12 protein-coding genes and 1 tRNA gene are annotated in these 16,223 nt (G+C 46.2%); 8 read left to right on the top strand and 5 right to left on the bottom strand.

The window, feature by feature from the left end; genetic code table 11:
• Positions 1–187: 187 nt before the first annotated feature.
• From E4V70_RS05870 to E4V70_RS05845, 5 genes are all read left to right on the top strand, one after another.
• Complete coding sequence (locus E4V70_RS05870) at positions 188–1,687, top strand: C69 family dipeptidase (protein WP_122862243.1); 1,500 nt, start codon at positions 188–190, stop codon at positions 1,685–1,687.
• 554 nt (positions 1,688–2,241) lie between these two features.
• Positions 2,242–4,515 (top strand): 5-methyltetrahydropteroyltriglutamate--homocysteine S-methyltransferase, encoded by a 2,274-nt coding sequence (gene metE / locus E4V70_RS05860; protein WP_122862242.1) that lies wholly within the window; start codon positions 2,242–2,244, stop codon positions 4,513–4,515.
• 227 nt (positions 4,516–4,742) lie between these two features.
• Positions 4,743–5,624, top strand: coding sequence for a methylenetetrahydrofolate reductase (locus E4V70_RS05855; protein ID WP_122862241.1), 882 nt, complete (start codon positions 4,743–4,745; stop codon positions 5,622–5,624).
• 512 nt (positions 5,625–6,136) lie between these two features.
• Positions 6,137–7,033 (top strand): DUF3137 domain-containing protein, encoded by an 897-nt coding sequence (locus E4V70_RS05850; protein WP_232037831.1) that lies wholly within the window; start codon positions 6,137–6,139, stop codon positions 7,031–7,033.
• Positions 7,034–7,071: 38 nt separating this feature from the next.
• Entirely contained in the window at positions 7,072–8,208 is a 1,137-nt protein-coding gene (locus tag E4V70_RS05845) for an immunity 26/phosphotriesterase HocA family protein (RefSeq protein WP_134482484.1), read from the top strand.
• A 113-nt stretch (positions 8,209–8,321) separates the two neighbouring features.
• On the opposite strand, the gene E4V70_RS05840 is transcribed toward E4V70_RS05845, so the two are convergent.
• The 5 genes from E4V70_RS05840 to E4V70_RS05820 form a co-directional block, all read right to left on the bottom strand.
• Positions 8,322–9,026: a metallophosphoesterase family protein gene (locus E4V70_RS05840; protein WP_122862238.1), complete on the bottom strand. Its 705-nt coding sequence runs from the start codon at positions 9,024–9,026 to the stop codon at positions 8,322–8,324.
• A 208-nt stretch (positions 9,027–9,234) separates the two neighbouring features.
• Entirely contained in the window at positions 9,235–9,624 is a 390-nt protein-coding gene (locus E4V70_RS05835; protein WP_122862237.1) for a hypothetical protein, read from the bottom strand.
• Between the two features lie 117 nt (positions 9,625–9,741).
• Positions 9,742–10,257 (bottom strand): translation initiation factor IF-3, encoded by a 516-nt coding sequence (infC, locus tag E4V70_RS05830; RefSeq protein ID WP_122862236.1) that lies wholly within the window; start codon positions 10,255–10,257, stop codon positions 9,742–9,744.
• Positions 10,258–10,429: 172 nt separating this feature from the next.
• Complete coding sequence (gene thrS / locus E4V70_RS05825) at positions 10,430–12,250, bottom strand: threonine--tRNA ligase (protein WP_122862235.1); 1,821 nt, start codon at positions 12,248–12,250, stop codon at positions 10,430–10,432.
• A gap of 457 nt (positions 12,251–12,707) precedes the next feature.
• Positions 12,708–12,783 (bottom strand) — tRNA-Val (locus tag E4V70_RS05820).
• A gap of 334 nt (positions 12,784–13,117) precedes the next feature.
• Between E4V70_RS05820 and E4V70_RS05815 the strand changes: the two genes are divergently transcribed.
• From E4V70_RS05815 to E4V70_RS05805, 3 genes are all read left to right on the top strand, one after another.
• The gene (locus tag E4V70_RS05815; RefSeq protein WP_122862234.1) at positions 13,118–14,668 is read left to right on the top strand and encodes a flavocytochrome c; all 1,551 of its coding nucleotides are present in this window, start codon (positions 13,118–13,120) and stop codon (positions 14,666–14,668) included.
• 454 nt (positions 14,669–15,122) lie between these two features.
• The gene (locus tag E4V70_RS05810) at positions 15,123–15,563 is read left to right on the top strand and encodes a cytochrome c3 family protein (RefSeq protein WP_122863104.1); all 441 of its coding nucleotides are present in this window, start codon (positions 15,123–15,125) and stop codon (positions 15,561–15,563) included.
• Positions 15,560–16,222, top strand: coding sequence for a cytochrome c3 family protein (locus E4V70_RS05805; protein WP_122863663.1), 663 nt, complete (start codon positions 15,560–15,562; stop codon positions 16,220–16,222). Before E4V70_RS05810 ends, E4V70_RS05805 begins: the two co-directional genes overlap by 4 nt.
• Position 16,223: the final 1 nt, after the last annotated feature.

The following is a 16,223-nucleotide window of genomic DNA, read 5'->3' as shown; positions in this document are numbered from 1 at the left end:
GCCTTACGCGTAAGAGTGGGATTATACCCAAAATTCCTTTAAGAAATTTAAATTTGATACGTCGCGCGACAAAAACACAAAACAAATTTACAATACAATCTTGAAAGTAACTTAAATTTTATATTTAATTAATATTTTTAGCCCTATAATTTCATTTAGATTTATTATCTCAAATCAAGGAGTAACGATGAAGATGAAGTTTCTCGCCTCTGCGGCGGTAATAAGCGCGATGTTTTGCGCAAACGCGCTAGCTTGCACGACTATTTTGGTTGGAGAGGGAGCCTCAGACGACGGCTCGATGTTGATAGCTAGGAGTGCCGATAGCAAGGCAATAAAGGCGCAGGTGTTTTTGATACATCCCAAAAAAACCAATCAAAAAGGCATCCACAGCTCAAAGGCGCATGACGGGGCAAATGATTTTACATATCCGCTACCAAAAGATGGCATGAGATACACGACGATAGCAAACTCTCACACTAAGCTTCACGGCGCGGTCGGCTACAATGACGCAGGCGTTGGTATCAGCGGCACCGAGACCATATACGCCAAAGACGAACTGCTAAAAATCGATCCGTATAACGAAGCTACCGGCATTACGGAGGACGATATACCGGACGTCTTGCTGCCTCGTATGAAAAGTGCGGCGCAGGGCGTGAAGCTGCTCGGCGAGATCGTAGAAACTACGGGTGCAGGAGAGGGTTTTGGCGTAGTGTTTGTGGATAAAAACGAGCTTTGGTACTTTGAAACGGGTACGGGTCATCACTGGATGGCGGTTAAACTACCAAAAGACGAGTATTTCGTCTCCGCAAATCAGGGCAGACTGCAAAATTACAAAGAAAACGACCCAAATTTCATGGGATCGAAAAATTTGATCAAATTTGCCCAAGATAACGGCGCCTACGATCCGGCAAAAGACGGCGAATTTCAGTTTACGAAAGCCTACACCAGAGACGACGAGAGAGACGTGACCTACAACTATCCGCGCGTTTGCTGGGTGCAGCAGATGTTTAATCCCGAGCTAAAAGACAAGCAGACCCTTGGCGGCGGCAACTATCCGGTATTTTTAAAACCGGCTAAAAAGCTAAGCGTGCAGGATCTAAAAACCGCGCTCAGATCCCACTACGACGGCACGCCGTACGATAACTACTCTAGCAAAGACGAAAATCAAAAAAACATCTACCGCGCCGTGAGCGTCTTTAGAACCTACGAGTCGCACGTGATGCAGGTGCGCCCGTGGCTACCGCAAGAGATCGGCAGGGTGACCTACGTGGCGCTTGGTATGTCTGATCTTAGCGTTTATTTGCCGTATTACTATGGCCTCGACAAATTTATCGACGGCTACGACAAAGGCTCGTATAAGGCCGACGACGAGTCGATTTATTGGACGTATAGAAAGCTGCAAACTCTCGTGATGATGGACTACGATAAGTATTCGCCGGTAGTAAAAAAGGCTTATAAGGAGTTTGAGGACGCGCTCGCGGTCAAACAGGCTAAATTTGAAGACGAATACGTCAAGCTCTATAAAAAAGACAAAGCCAAAGCAAACAAGCTGCTAAACGAATTTTCGATAAATATGATGAAAGAAGCCAAGGCTTTAACGCAAAATTTAACTAACGAAATCTTCACGATGCTAACCGACGACACCGACGCCAAGCTAAAATCGCTAAACAAAGGCAAAAAAGACTAGGCAAGTTAAGAGGCGGACTGCGGTCTGCCTCAAATTTAGCCCGAATTTGATAAAAACTTCTTGATTTATTTTTTAAAAATCTTTATAATACGGCTCAAATTTGACCCCAAAGGATGAGCGTAATGCCTTGCCCCATGCCTGAGACTCTTTAATCTTAGCAAAAAAACCACAGACGACTTTAAAAAAACAGCCAAATTTTTAAATAATTTCACGTTTTTAAACACTAATACAAATTTACTTCTATCGCCGCGAGGAGCGCATTGTAATTGCATTTTTAAAAACAAAACGAAGCAGCGTCTGAAATTTGGGCGAAATTTATTTAGTAGAGTTTTTTATAAATTTTATTTTAGTTTGAGAAAAAGCGGTTGCCACCCGCCGTTTCTAAGCCCGCTCTTTTGAGCGACTTTGAATGAGCTTAAATTTTCGCCCTGCGGCAGGCTGTATGCCTAGCCTTGGGACGAAAATTTTCGGCGCAACATTCAAATTCATCTCAAAATAGCAAGCTTATAGCACATAAAATTTAAAAATAAGAAATCAAATTTAAAGGAATCAAAATGATAAAAAGTTATGTTACAGGTTTCCCGCGAATCGGAGAAAAAAGAGAGCTAAAGCGCGCGCTTGAGGGCCTTTGGGCCGGCAAAGAGGGCTTTAGCGAGGAAAATTTACTAAGCGTCGCTAAAACGCTAAAAAACAGACACTGGCAGTATCAAAAAGACGCCGAAATTTCGGCCATCAGCGTAAATGATTTTTCATTTTACGATCTTATGCTTGATAGCATCATAACATTTGGCGCCGTACCGCCTAGATTTGCAAATTTGAGCGGACGAGAGCAATATTTTGCCTGCGCGCGCGGCAACAAAACCGGTGTAGCGATGGAGATGACGAAGTGGTTTAACACAAACTACCACTACATCGTGCCTGAGCTTAGCGCCGAGACGACCTTTAAGCTAGACGCGTCAAAAATCCTTGCAGAATACGAAGAAGCAAAGGCTGCGGGCGTAAAAGGCAAGGTAAATTTGATCGGCCCTATTACATTTTTGGCGCTTTCAAAGACCACCGACGGCAGCTGCCCGTTTAAAAACCTAAACGCTCTAGTCGCCGAGTACAAAAAGCTTCTTGAGCTACTTTCGACGCTTGACGATGAGATTTTGGTGCAGTTTGACGAGCCGATTTTCGCGACCGATAAAAACGAAGAAATCCTACTTAGCGTCATCGCCAAAGTATATAACGAGCTAGCCGCAGCCGCAAGCAACGTCAAAATCGTGTTTATGACCTATTTCGAGCACGCGCTAAAAGCGGTAGCCGAGGTGGCGAAAACTAAAATTTACGGCATCGGACTTGATTTCGTTCACGGAAAAAGAAATTTTGAAGCGCTTGAAGCCATAAAAAATAGCCACTTAACGCTATTTGCAGGCGTGATCGACGGACGAAATATCTGGAAAAGCAACATCGACGAAAAGGTAAATTTAGTCCGCGAGATCAGCGAAAAAATCTGCGGCAAAGAGTTCTACGTCGGACCTAGCTGCTCGCTACTTCACGTGCCTTATACCTTAAAATACGAAGAAAAACTAAACTCCGAGGTTAAAAGCTGGCTAAGCTTCGCCGTAGAAAAACTAGACGAGATCAAAATCATAACCAAACTAGCTAACGGCGTAGCGCTAAATGCGGCGGAGAGTAAAATTTACGAAGATAACAAAGCTGCGGTTAAAACGCGCGCGACGTCAAATTTGATCCACTCTTCAAGCGTGCAAAACCGCGTGAAAAATCTAGTCAAATTTGAGCGTGAAGATAATTTTGAAGATCGCATCAAAATCCAGCGCGAGAGCCTAAACTACGGCATTCTGCCGACTACGACGATAGGCAGCTTCCCTCAAACCGTCGAGCTAAGAGTACTTCGCCAAAACTTCAAAAAAGGCGAGATCGACGCGGCTGCATATGAAGCCGGCATCAAAAAATACATCGACGACTGCGTCAAATTTCAAGAAGATATCGGCCTAGACGTGCTAGTTCACGGCGAGCCTGAGCGCAACGACATGGTCGAGTATTTTGGCGAGCAGATCGAGGGCTACGCGTTTAGCGAGAACGGCTGGGTGCAAAGCTACGGTAGCCGCTGCGTGAAACCGCCTCTACTTTTCGGCGACGTGAGCCGCCCAAAAGCGATGACCGTCGAGTGGATGAAATACGCCCAAAGCCGCACTAGCCGCATAATGAAGGGCATGCTAACGGGTCCGGTGACTATGCTAAACTGGAGCTTCGTGCGCGACGACCTGCCTCGCAGCGAAGTGGCTAAGCAGCTTGCACTTTGCATATTTGACGAGATCGCAGACCTGCAAAATGCCGGCATCCGAATCATCCAAGTGGACGAAGCGGCGTTTAAAGAGGGCTATCCGCTACGCACCGAAAACATCCCTGCGTACGAGAAATTCGCGGTTGATTGCTTTAAGCTCTCGGTTAGTTCAGCCGAGCCAAAAACTCAGATCCACACGCATATGTGTTACTCCGAGTTTAACGACATCATTAAGACGATCGAGGCGATGGACGCCGATGTCATCAGTATCGAGACCGCTCGCAGCGGCAACGAACTGCTAAAGATCTTTAAATCCGTCGGCTACAAACAAGAGGTGGGCCCCGGCGTGTACGACATCCACAGCCCACGGGTTCCTAGCACCGACGAGATCGTGCGTCAGATCCGCGCGCTACTCGAGGTTCTGCCGAAAGAACAGCTCTGGATCAACCCGGACTGCGGCCTAAAAACGCGCAAATGGGAAGAGGTCGAGCCGAGCCTAAAAAATATGGTCGAAGCCGTCAAGATCGTAAGAAATTCATAAATTTAACCGCTTGCGACTCGGCTAAATTTGCCGCTTTTGCCGTTTAAATTTACGGCCTAAGCGGCTTTTGTCCGCTAAATTTTGGGCGATGATTTTTAAAACTCGCTCAAATTTGACGCGGAGTAAATGTCGGTCGCTGGAGAATAATTTATCCTGCGCACGCGCCGCCACGGCATAAATTTAACCGCAAACGGCGCGATTTTCTACATTTTAAATTTGGAAATTTCATGCTAAAAGAAAAAATTTTAAACAAAGAAAAGGGGCTCGTGCTCTACGGACTAACGCCGCCCAAGGCCGAATTTGAGGAGGCTAAACTGCGCGACATCTCGGATCGCTGGACGGGTAGGATAGAGAGCATAAACGCCGACGGACTCGTGCTTTACGAGGTGCAAGACGAGAGCGAGCGAAACGAAAGCGAACGGACTTTTGAGTTTAGCGGGACGTTAAGCCCCGAAATTTACTACCGAGACTACCTGGGCGTCGCGACTCCGAGCGTTTTTTACCGCGTGGCTAGCGGCTACGACGAGGACGGGTTTCGCGCGGCTCTATCCGAACAAAGCTCAAATTTAAACGTGCTCGTCGGAGCGACGTCTAGCTCGCAAAAAGTACGGTTAAATTTGGCTCGCGCGTACGAGATCGCGGGCGAATTTGAAAATTTGGCCGCGGGCGGCGTATGTATCGCCGAGCGCCACGCTAAAAAAGGCGATGAACCGCAAAGAATGCGCGAAAAGATCGCGGCGGGAGCGAAGTTTTTCATCTCGCAGGCGATTTTTGACGCGCAGATGACGCGTAAATTTTTAGAAGACTGCGCGGCCGCAAAGATAACCGAGCCGATATTTCTCACGTTTTCTACGGCCGGCAATCCAAAAACGCTAGAGTTTATCAAGTGGCTGGGCGTTAGCGTGCCTAGCTCGGTCGAAGAGCGGTTAAACGCAAGCGAGGACTATCTAGCGCAAAGTTGCGAGATCATCAAAGAAATTTGGCGCGAGCTAAAGAAATTCGGCGACAAAAACGGGCTAAATTTGAGCGCAAACATCGAAAGCGTGATGGCAAAGCGTGCCGAGATCGAGGCGAGCCTGGAGCTAGCTCGTGAGTTTAGGTCGCTTTAAGGCGAGTGCGGCGGTAAATTTGAGCGACAAGCATGCGGAATTTAGGCGTAAAGCTTGCGCCGCAAAGCAAATTTTGCCTTCGCACAGGTTTGTTTAAATTTAGATGTTTTTGCCAAATCTTAAATTTCCGTAAGGCGCTAAATTTAAAAGAGCGAAATTTAAACAAAAAGGCACGGCAATCGCGAGAAAAAGGAGTGCGGATCGTTTAAATTTGCGGACAAGCGGAACGAAACAAAGTAGCGGACGGCTTAAATTTAGGCAAAAGATGCGAGAAAAAGCGGCGTAAATTTAAGCGCAAGTGCGGAGTTGAAATTTAATCGCACGGTCTGGATTTAATTACCGCACCGGAATTTAACCGCACTTGATGGCTTTAGTTTGCGAGCCAATAAGCCGTAAAAATAAGCGGGCAAACGCGTAAAGGAGTTAAAACGGAGACTTTATTTACCTTTATTTTCGTCGGCGCATTTGTAGCGCTTTTTGCACTTCCGGCGGCTTCTAATCTTTTTGCGGCTTTGGGCGAAAAACCCGCTCCAAACTCGCCCGCGAGCGAGCTTTCGCCCGAGCTAAAAGAGCTAGAAAACGAGCGCGTAATTTTGGTCGCGGCTACCAAAAAAGCAAATTTGATCGGCCTTGGCGCGGGCATTTGCGCGGGCGCTGCGATAACGTATCTTTTAGACGCAATTTTCGGCGCTGCGATAGGCGCGCTCGTTTATACTTTTACGGCGATGCTTATCACTGCATCAAAAAGGCGCGAATTTAGGGCGAATTTTAAGCGCCAAATCATAGAAAAGATCGTAAAAAAACACGGATTAAACTACGATAAGGACCGCGGGTTGGGGCTTGACGAGTTTTTTACGATTTACGATTGTACGGTGCACCAGTGGCGCGCCGAGGATCTCATAAGCGGCGAGATAGAGGGCGTTCGCGTCAAATTTAGCGACTTTTACGCCGCCAAAATGGTAAAAAAGAAAAATAACACCGAGACGGTCGTGCTATTTCGGGGCGTGCTTTTTAAGGCGGATTTTAATAAAAAATCAAACTGCGTAACGCAAATCGCGCATGCAGCTTCGCGAAATTTAGCGATCTACGGGCAGCGGGCGAGTATGGACGATGCGAGGTTTGAAGAGATTTTTGACGTCTATACGACCGATCAGATCGGCGCTAGATACGTCCTTACGCCCGTGATTATGGAGAGATTTCGCGAGCTTTGCGAGAGATTTGGCTGCCCCGTAAACGCCGTTTTTAAGGACGGTCAAATCTTTATCGCCGTCGAGACTCGGCGCGACGACTTTGAGCCAAGGCTCGCTAAATCGCTAACGGACGAAGCGACGCTAACTGCCTATGAAAGCGAGATAGAGAGCTTTACGCAGATAGTAAAAGAGCTAAATTTAAACCGTAAAATTTGGTAGCGTGGCAAGCGGCGCGCAAACGAAAACGAAAGGGAAAAATGTTTGAACTAAATAACGAACAAAGGGCGTATTTCGGGCTTGACGCCGTGCAACAGAGCTGGGAGCGGGTAGAGTTTGCCGGGGATAGATTTAGACCCGCTAGCGTGCTGTATTTTGAGGGCGACGTCATCAAAAAGCACGTGGTTTCCACGGATGAGCGTTATGCGGAATGCAGCTACGACGAGGCGACTAAGGGGCGTGAGATACTGCTACCTAAAACCGCAAAAGGTAAGGAGACGAAACTAACGCCCGCAAATTTTGAAAAGCGCACGCCTCTTGGAGTCTATCTGTACGCTAATAAATACAGTCTGCGAATTGCTAGCTTTGCCTCGCAGACCACGTTTTACGACAGCGTGTGGGAGAGCGGACACGGACGCAAGATGGATTTTAGAAGCGAGATAGAGCGCTTTATCGCGCAGTCGGATTCGGATCACGCGCGCAAGATCGAGGAGTTTAAGAAAGCAGGCCGTAAAAATATCAAATTTAAAAGCGGGGATTTTTTCCGCTTTAAGCTTGACCGCAACCGCTACGGCTTTGGCAGGGTGATTTTAGACGGGCATAAACTGCGAAAAAGCGGCCTTTTGCCGGAAGGCCACGCGATGCTAGGCTTTATGGGAAAACCCGTTTTCGTCGAGCTTTTTGCGTATGCGTCGCAGGGCGAAGCAAGCGTGGGCGAGCTGATGTCGCGCCCTAGGCTGCCTATGGACGTGATGTTTGACAACGCGTTTTTTTACGGCGAATTTGAAATTTTCGCTCATGAAAAGGTCGATGCCTCGCAGCTTGATTTTCCGATGAGTTTTCACGTTAGCCCCGCGCGGACGTATTTGCAGTGGGGATTTATAGAGATCTGCTCAGACGAGCAAAGCGTGATGAAGGCCGCCTCGCGCGAGCTAAAAGAGCTGATAGAAGAAAATAATTTGAAATTTAACTGCATCGGTTTTAGCCCGCGATACGCGCAGTTTGAGATCGCCGAAATTTTACGCGGCGAGGAGCTTGGCTACCAAACAAACGACCTAAGAGACCCAGAAACCTGCTGGGCGAGGCAGGAGCTGATGCGCATTTTTGGACTCGATCCGGCCAAAAGCTACTTTGAGAATGCGCAAAGGCTAGGCGTTAAGACTGTTTTGGAGTTATAAAGCTTGTGCGGCGAAGCTAAATCGGACTAAATTTAGCCGCCGAATTTAGAAATTTTAGCGCTATACGAGCTAAAATCGCACTCGTTTACAAAGCCTCGGCGCGAGAATTTACGCTAAAATTTTAAAATTTCGTCGTAGCACAGATGAAATTCGCAGCCGCGAGCGGAGACTTTTCTATCTGTATGAAAGTGTCCGAAGTACCATTTCTCGGGCTTTGCAAGCTCAAAAATCCGCTCTAACATATCCGTAGTCGGATCGTAAATCGCTCCGCCGCCTAAAAACAGATCGCTAAGCGCGGACATCAAAAAAGTAGGCGCCGTGTGGCTTAGCACCGCGTCTATCTTGCCGCCCGCGCTCTTAAAGCGAGCTAGATTGCTAAGCGCGAAATTTAGCTCGCTCTGGCTTGGGATTTCGGCGTCCCAGTAGCTTACGTTTAGCTTGCGCCACGCCCTGTCGATACTAAACGCCCCGCCGAAAGCTAGAAAATTTCGCCCGTCTATCTCGTAAATTTCGCCGCGCCTAAGCCAAAATAAATTCTCCCCTCCGACGCCTACCTTGCCGCCGAATTTTTCCTCGGTCGGTAGGCCGTAGAGCAGGTCGAAATTTTCGTGGTTGCCGTCGATAAAAAGCAGCGTATACGGCAGTCTGCCCAGTCGCTCTCTAACGAGCCGCTCGTTTGGCGTATCGCTAAAAAATAGACCAAAATCTCCAAGCACGATCACGTAGTCCTCGCGCGTAAAATTTCGGCTCAAAAAGGCCTTGTTCGTGATTTTGTGAAGCTCAGCGCTCCCGTGAGTATCGCCGCAAAGGTATATCATTTTTTCTCTTTTTGATTTAAATTTTAGCGCGATTTTAGCTAAACTTGGACGAATTTTAGTTTTGCGGTAGATGAGGTTAAAAAAATCGCCGTCTTATTTGCCGCAAATACTGCGCAATCGTTTGCTTCTTCGGCGCTATTTTGTTTTTGTATGTCGACTTGCAAATTTTTATATTTGAGGGCTTTAAATTTACCGACCTTTTGGGCTTTTATTCGGTTAAATTTTGCTCGGCGGCTTGAAGGATTTTTTCTAGCTTTTTATTATTTTTGCCGTCTTTTTCGAGATATAGTCGCTGTTGCTCTTTGAGGGCTTGAAAAATTTGCGCTCGCTCTTCGCCGCTCGTTATTTCAAGTAGCGCTTGCGCCCAGTTAGCAGGGAAACCAAAGCCGTATTCGCCTATACCGGCAAGAGTTTTTCTCATTTGGTTGGTATAGATTTTGAGATTGTGGGCTGGATATGTCGGGACGATTTTTAGCGTTTCTCGCTCCGCTACTTCATAAGAAATAAACCCTTTTGATAGCTCTATTATTATTTTTAAAATTTCTTTGATCTGATCGTTTGTGTAGCGATTTGACTTGCTTGAATTTTCTTTTTGCATGATTATAAAATGCCTTAAAATTTAAAAACCAGGATCTAAAAGTAGATACTTATCGTCAAATTTTGCCGAATTTTAAGGTTAAAATTTGAGCGATTTCTCGCCCAAATTTATCAAATTTTACCTCTTCGGCGTTACCAACATATTGACGTATCGGCCTTCTAGCAGCGGCTCTTTATCGCGGTCGGAGACGTCTTTTACCATCTCCCAGACTTTTTGTAGCATCACGACGCCGGCTTCAGGATTGCTCATCTCGCGGCCTTTTAGAAATACGCGAAATTTGACGTGTTTGCCGTCTTCTAGAAACTCAAGAGCGTGCTTGACTTTATAGTTGATGTCGTTTTGAGCGATTTTGACGGAGAGCTTGATCTCTTTTACTTCGATCGTTTTTTGCTTTTTCTTGGCCTCTTTTTGCTTTTTTTCCTGCTGATAGCGGAATTTGCCGTAGTCCATTATCTTGCAAACGGGAGGTTTAGCATCAGGCGCGATTAGCACCAGATCAAGCCCCATTTTCTCGGCGATTTTCAAGGCCTCTACTCTTGGGATGACGCCGTATGCGGTGCCGTCGTCTCCCACGCATCTCACTTCGCTCGCTCTGATATCTTCGTTGAGCAACACTTCGTTTTCTTTAGCCAATTAGTTTTTTCCTTTAAGTTGAAATTTGTTGATTATATCCAAAAATATTGTGTTTTTATTGTATTTTTCGTAGAAATTTATTGCGCCGTGACAATTTTTGCGGATTTTGGTAAAAGCCAGGCTTAGCATAAAGCCGCGCCTAGCTCAAATTTAGCGGATTTTCGCTCCGGTCTCAAAAACTTACCTCGGCGAGTTTTGATTTTAGCAGCTCGATAAATTCATCCAGCTTCATATCTTTTTGCTCCCTAGTCGTACGGTCGCGCAGGGCGATGGCGCTATTTGCCACTTCGTTGTCGCCCAGTACCGCGATCATCGGTACACGCTGTTTTTCTGCGGTGCGGATGCGTTTGTTTAGACTCTCGTTTTTGCTCGCGATTTCGCTATCTACGCCGATTTTGCGAAGCTCTTTGGCGACGGTTTTAGCGTAGTCTAGGTGTGCGTCGCTGATCGGCACGATGACTACTTGCGTCGGAGCGACGAAAAACGGTAGCTCGCCGCCCGTGTGCTCGATCAAAATGCCGATAAATCGCTCGAAGCTTCCCAGTAGCGCGCGGTGTAGCATGACGGGTTGCTGGCGTTCGTTATTTGCGTCGATGTAGCCCAGATCAAAGCGCTCAGGTAGGTTAAAGTCGACCTGGATCGTGCCGCATTGCCACTTGCGTTTTAGCGCGTCAGTGATTTTTATGTCGATTTTTGGACCGTAGAATGCGCCGCCACCCTCGTCGATTCCGTATTTAAAGCCGTTTTCGTCAAGCGCTTCTTTTAGCGCTTTGGTCGCCGTTTCCCAAATTTCGTCCCCGCCGATCGCTTTTGCAGGCTTGGTCGAAATCTCCATCTCGTAGTGGAAGCCGAAATTTTCCATTATTTTGCCGGCAAATTTTAAAATTTCTAGGATATTTTCTTTTATCTGGCTCGGCATACAAAAGATGTGCGAGTCGTCCTGGGCAAATTCGCGCACCCTGAAAAGTCCGTGTAAAACGCCGCTTTTTTCGTGGCGATGCACGACGCCGTATTCGAAAAATTTAAGCGGCAAATCTCGGTACGAGCGGATGTCGCTTTGATATACCTTGATGTGGCCGACGCAGTTCATCGGCTTTATGCCGTATTCCGCCTCGTCGATCGTCGTAAAGTACATATTTTCTTTATAGTTTGCGTAGTGACCGCTCTTTTTCCACACGTCGGCTTTTAGCAGCTCAGGACCTCTAACCGGCTCGTAGCCGCGGTCGCGGTGGGCTTTGTATAAAATTTGCTCTAACTTCGAGCGCAAACGTCCGCCGTTTGGTAGCCAGATCGGTAGGCCGCCGCCGACCTCTTCGTCGAAGGTAAACAGCTTCATCTCGACGCCAAGCTTTCTGTGGTCGCGTTTTTTGGCCTCTTCGATGATGCGGATGTGCTCTTTTAGACTCTCTTTGTCGGCAAATGCCGTGCCGTAGATACGGTTTATCATCTCGCGCGTTTCGTCGCCGCCAAGATACGCTCCGGCTACGCGGGTTAGTTTAAAAAATCTTAAAAATTTGGTATTTGGCAAGTGCGGTCCGCGGCACAAATCCTCGAAATTTCCTTGCTTGTAGCTACTGACTTCGCCCTCGGTGATGCGTTTTAGTACCTCTTGTTTTAGCTCGTCGTCTTTAAATTTATCGCTCATAAAGGCTTTCGTGGAGCTTGCTTTGACGATATCAAGCTTCGCTTCGGCTAGCTCTTTCATCTTGGCTTCTATCGCCTCTAGATCCTCGTCGCTAAGCTTGCTGTTGGCATCATCAACCTTAAAATCATAATAAAATCCGTCCTCGACGTTTGGTCCGACAAAAAATTTAGCCTGCGGATAAAGCTCTTTGATTGCTTGCGCCATGAGGTGCGCACAGGAGTGCCTGATGACGTTTAGCGCGTCGGGGGAGTTGTCAAAATAAATCGGTTCTGCGGCGTTTTCTCGCCCGTTGATACTCTGAGTATCGACTATGTTTCCATCCAGTTTGTATGCGATGATATCGCTCATTTTGCGTCCTTTTTATCGAAACATCTTTCTTACGCTGAAAGAATTGGGTTTGATTTTAGCTAAAATGTTTTTAAGCTTTACTTAATGTTTTATTTGATTTGGGTTTAAACGGCGGTCAAATTTGAGTTTTGAATATAGTAGAATATATTGATTAAAATTTAAATATTGTTAAATCGGTAATATTCTCAATATACTTTATTATACTTTAAGAAAACTAACGCTAATATTTCATCGAATGAATCATGCATCTATCTCGTCTTTGCATTGTTTTGATTCATTTTTCTCCCAAATTGCGCAAAGGAGTGGTTGCCTTTGCGCTTTAATCATTAAATTTTACTTCAAAATAAAACATAATATACTTTTGCTTTAGTAGGCAAATTTGACGAAAATTTAGCGTTCGGGTTTACGGTACGAAAGATAAAGCAAATTTGAAAATTTGAATCAAAAAGAAGCGAAATGGTGGCCCCGAATGGACTCGAACCATCGACCACTACCATGTCAAGGTAGTGCTCTACCAACTGAGCTACGGGACCGAAAAATGGAAATTTACCCAAAATAATATTGAAATTAGCTTAAATTTTGCGATTTTTCGTAAAAAGCAAAATTTGAGCGCGATCGCATTTTTCAAATTTGATCACGCTCTGTAATCTGAAAATAAAATTACATAAAAGATTACACCTTAATAGAAAAATCTTGATAAATCTTAAAAATAAAATCTCATAAAACCGTCTATCCGCAGTCAAATTTACATCAAATCCCCTAAATTTAGGGATAACTTTGACAGAGTAAATTTTTAATAAAACTCACAGCAAACTCACGATAATATAATTATAATGCCATCATGATATTTCATCCAAAGGAGAATGTATGCAAGAGCAAATGTCAAGACGCGATTTGTTAAAGCTAGGTATGGCGGGTGCGGGCGCGCTCGCGCTGGGTGCGGTAAATGCGCAAGCAAGCGCGTTAAACGTAAAAGACGTCAAATTTGACGAAGAGTGGGACGTGATCATCATCGGCTCAGGCTTTGCGGGACTTGCGGCGGGCTTAAAAGCGGCGCAAAAAGGCAGCAAGGTACTAATCCTGGAAAAAATGGGTCGCATCGGCGGTAACTCCGTAATCAACGGCGGCGGCATGGCGGTCGCAAACAACCCGGTGCAAGCAAAAACTAACATCAAAGACAGCAAAGAGCTGTTTATCGCCGACTGTCTAAAAGCCGGTCTTGGTATCAATCACACCGAGCTTTTGGAGACATTAGTCGATCGCGGTATGGACGCGTATAACTTCCTTCTTGAAAACGGCGTTCAGTTTAAAGAGCACTGCGCGCACTTCGGCGGTCATACCGTAGCTCGCTCGCTGCTAACTACAAACGATAGCGGCTCAGGCTACATCCAGCCGATGCTTGAAAAATTTGAAGCGCTAAAAGACAAAGGCTGCGAGCTTCGCCGCCGCGCCAAATTTGACGACTTCGTGCTAGACGACGACGGCCGCGTCGTGGGCGTGACGATCAGAGAAGAGTATAGATTCGACGATAAGCTTTACAGCGACGACCTAGAAAATACGAGCGGCACGAAAAAAACGCTAAAGGCAAACAAGGGCGTAGTTTTGGCTGCGGGCGGATTTTGCCGCGATAAGGCGTTTAGAAAGCTTCAAGACCCGAGGATTCCGGATGACGTCGATAGCACGAACCACCCGGGAGCGACTGCTGGCGCGCTACTAAAAGCATTTGAGATCGGTGCGTATCCGGTGCAAGTAGACTGGATCCAGTTTGGTCCGTGGGCGAGCCCGGATGAAAAGGGCTTTGGCACCGCTCCGATTTTGACGCAGCAAGGCACGTTTAAATACGGCATCGCGGTCGATATACGCACCGGCAAGCGCTTTATGAACGAGCTAGCCGACCGCAAAACCCGCGCGGACGCCGAGTTTAAAATTTTACGCGAAAAACCGGGCGCATATCCGATAACCTTCGCCGACACCAAAATGGCGTTTAAAGACCTAAGCGAAGAGATCATCCAAAAAGGCATGGGTAGCGGCAAGCTAGTCGGCGAGTGCGCTACGCTAGACGATATCGCTAAAAAATACGGCGTGCCTGCGGACGCACTTAAAGAAAGCGTCAAAAAATACAACGAAGGCGTCAAGGCTAAAAAAGATGAATTCGGCAAACAAGAAAGCGCGCTAAGCGAGATCAACGAAGCTGGACCGTTCTACGTCATCCGCCTATCGCCGAAGCCTCACCACACCATGGGCGGACTAAAAATAAATACCAAAGCCGAGGTCATCTCAAGTAAGACGAATAAACCGATCCCGGGCCTCTACGCTGCAGGCGAGATCACAGGCGGTACGCACGGCGCGAGCAGGCTAGGCACGGTTGCGATAACCGATTGTATAGTTTTCGGAATGATAGCCGGAGAGAATATCTAAATTTGGTAAAACGAAGTTCTCGCGAGTTTATACTTCGTTGGTTCTAAATTTTATCGCTAGATGAACGAAATGTTCTATCTGCGCTCTAAAATTTAGATCCGCCTCGCCTAAAGCTCGCGATAATTCGTTTTAATTTCGTATCGCAGGTCAAATTTGGCTTGCGATATTTGATTAAATTTGACGGCAAATTTATAAAATTCACTTCCCAAACTGCGACGCTTTGCCTGCAAGGCAAAGCAGTGTCGCCACCTTAAAAGCGTCGTAGGGGGAGGGGGATTAAAGGGGGTGGGGAGCGACTTCGCAATTTAAGCCCCCACCCCCTTTACAACAAAGTAAAAAATAACCGTTTGAGGTTATTTTTTACTTAAAGAGTTAAATTTAAAAACCAAATTTGCCCCTCAAATTTAAAGGTAAAAGAGTATATCTCTTTAACTCCTCACAGAAAGGAATTCGCATGAAACATAAAGCGTTTCTCGCCTTGTGCGCATCTATGCTGCTATGCTCTTTTGCATTTAGCGCAGGAACCCCAAGCGCAAAGATAACGTCTTTAGTCGATCTTAACGTCACCGATGAACTGCGAGCCAAACACCCGCTAAAGCCTCATCACGAAAAGCTAAGCTTCACCTGTCTTGATTGTCACGAAGGACAAGGAAACGACGCTAGTAAATTTAAATCTATCGGCGATAAAGGCTGTTTATCCTGTCACGGCGACAAGAAAAAGATAGCTAAAAGACTAGAATACATGGATCTGCTAAAAGCAAATCCCCACAACTCGGTTCACGACGGCCCTACGCTATACTGCGACGAGTGCCACAACGAGCATAAAAAATCAACCAATATGTGCACGGAGTGCCACGAACACGAAGTTCCGCAATGGATGGGGGTAACGCCATGAAAATTTCAAAGAAAGTACTAGCGCTTATTATATTAGTAAGCGGCATTATAGGGTTTTTAGTCGTACTTCCCGTGCATTACGCCCTAGAAGAAACTAGCGGAGAGAAGTTTTGCGTAGTATGCCACGAGATGGATCCTATGGTTATAGCTTATAGTAGCGACGTACATAGCGGCAAAGGCAAAAGCGGAGTAAGGGCTAAATGCGTAGACTGCCACATACCTCACGACAACCTAGCCAAATACGTCCTAGTTAAAGCTAAAAACGGACTAATGGAGGGATATATTCATTTCTTTAAAGATCCGGAGGCTATAGACTGGCATAAAAACAGAGAGAAAAGAGAGCACTTCGTATTTGACAACGGTTGCGTTAGCTGCCATACGAATTTGGTAGACAATAAACTAACAAGCCCGCAAGCTCAAAAGATGCACGCTCACTATCAAAGCTTGCTAAATACGGATAAGCAACTAACCTGCGCTAGCTGTCACGCCGAGGTAGGCCACAGCGGGCTAAACAATATGCTAAACTACTGGAAGCCTGAATACAAAATCTACGAAAAGAAAGCCGCAATCAAAAAAGAAGAGATAAAGAAGGCTTATTTCGGGGAGGATTATGTGGGGCCTAAAGTGGAAAATAAAGAAGGCAATGCCACCAAAAAGTAGG

This window comes from Campylobacter showae (assembly GCF_900699785.1).
GTDB lineage: Bacteria > Campylobacterota > Campylobacteria > Campylobacterales > Campylobacteraceae > Campylobacter_A > Campylobacter_A showae_D.
This window is presented reverse-complemented; position numbering and strand designations above follow the sequence as displayed.

Excerpts from the sequence above, each read along its gene's own strand:
- metE (WP_122862242.1), top strand. The coding sequence starts at position 2,242 with ATGATAAAAAGTTATGTTACAGGTTTCCCGCGAATCGGAGAAAAAAGA.
- E4V70_RS05835 (WP_122862237.1), bottom strand. The coding sequence starts at position 9,624 with ATGCAAAAAGAAAATTCAAGCAAGTCAAATCGCTACACAAACGATCAG.
- thrS (WP_122862235.1), bottom strand. The coding sequence starts at position 12,250 with ATGAGCGATATCATCGCATACAAACTGGATGGAAACATAGTCGATACT.
- E4V70_RS05815 (WP_122862234.1), top strand. The coding sequence starts at position 13,118 with ATGCAAGAGCAAATGTCAAGACGCGATTTGTTAAAGCTAGGTATGGCG.
- E4V70_RS05855 (WP_122862241.1), top strand. The coding sequence starts at position 4,743 with ATGCTAAAAGAAAAAATTTTAAACAAAGAAAAGGGGCTCGTGCTCTAC.
- E4V70_RS05870 (WP_122862243.1), top strand. The coding sequence starts at position 188 with ATGAAGATGAAGTTTCTCGCCTCTGCGGCGGTAATAAGCGCGATGTTT.
- E4V70_RS05805 (WP_122863663.1), top strand. The coding sequence starts at position 15,560 with ATGAAAATTTCAAAGAAAGTACTAGCGCTTATTATATTAGTAAGCGGC.
- E4V70_RS05810 (WP_122863104.1), top strand. The coding sequence starts at position 15,123 with ATGAAACATAAAGCGTTTCTCGCCTTGTGCGCATCTATGCTGCTATGC.
- E4V70_RS05840 (WP_122862238.1), bottom strand. The coding sequence starts at position 9,026 with ATGATATACCTTTGCGGCGATACTCACGGGAGCGCTGAGCTTCACAAA.
- E4V70_RS05845 (WP_134482484.1), top strand. The coding sequence starts at position 7,072 with ATGTTTGAACTAAATAACGAACAAAGGGCGTATTTCGGGCTTGACGCC.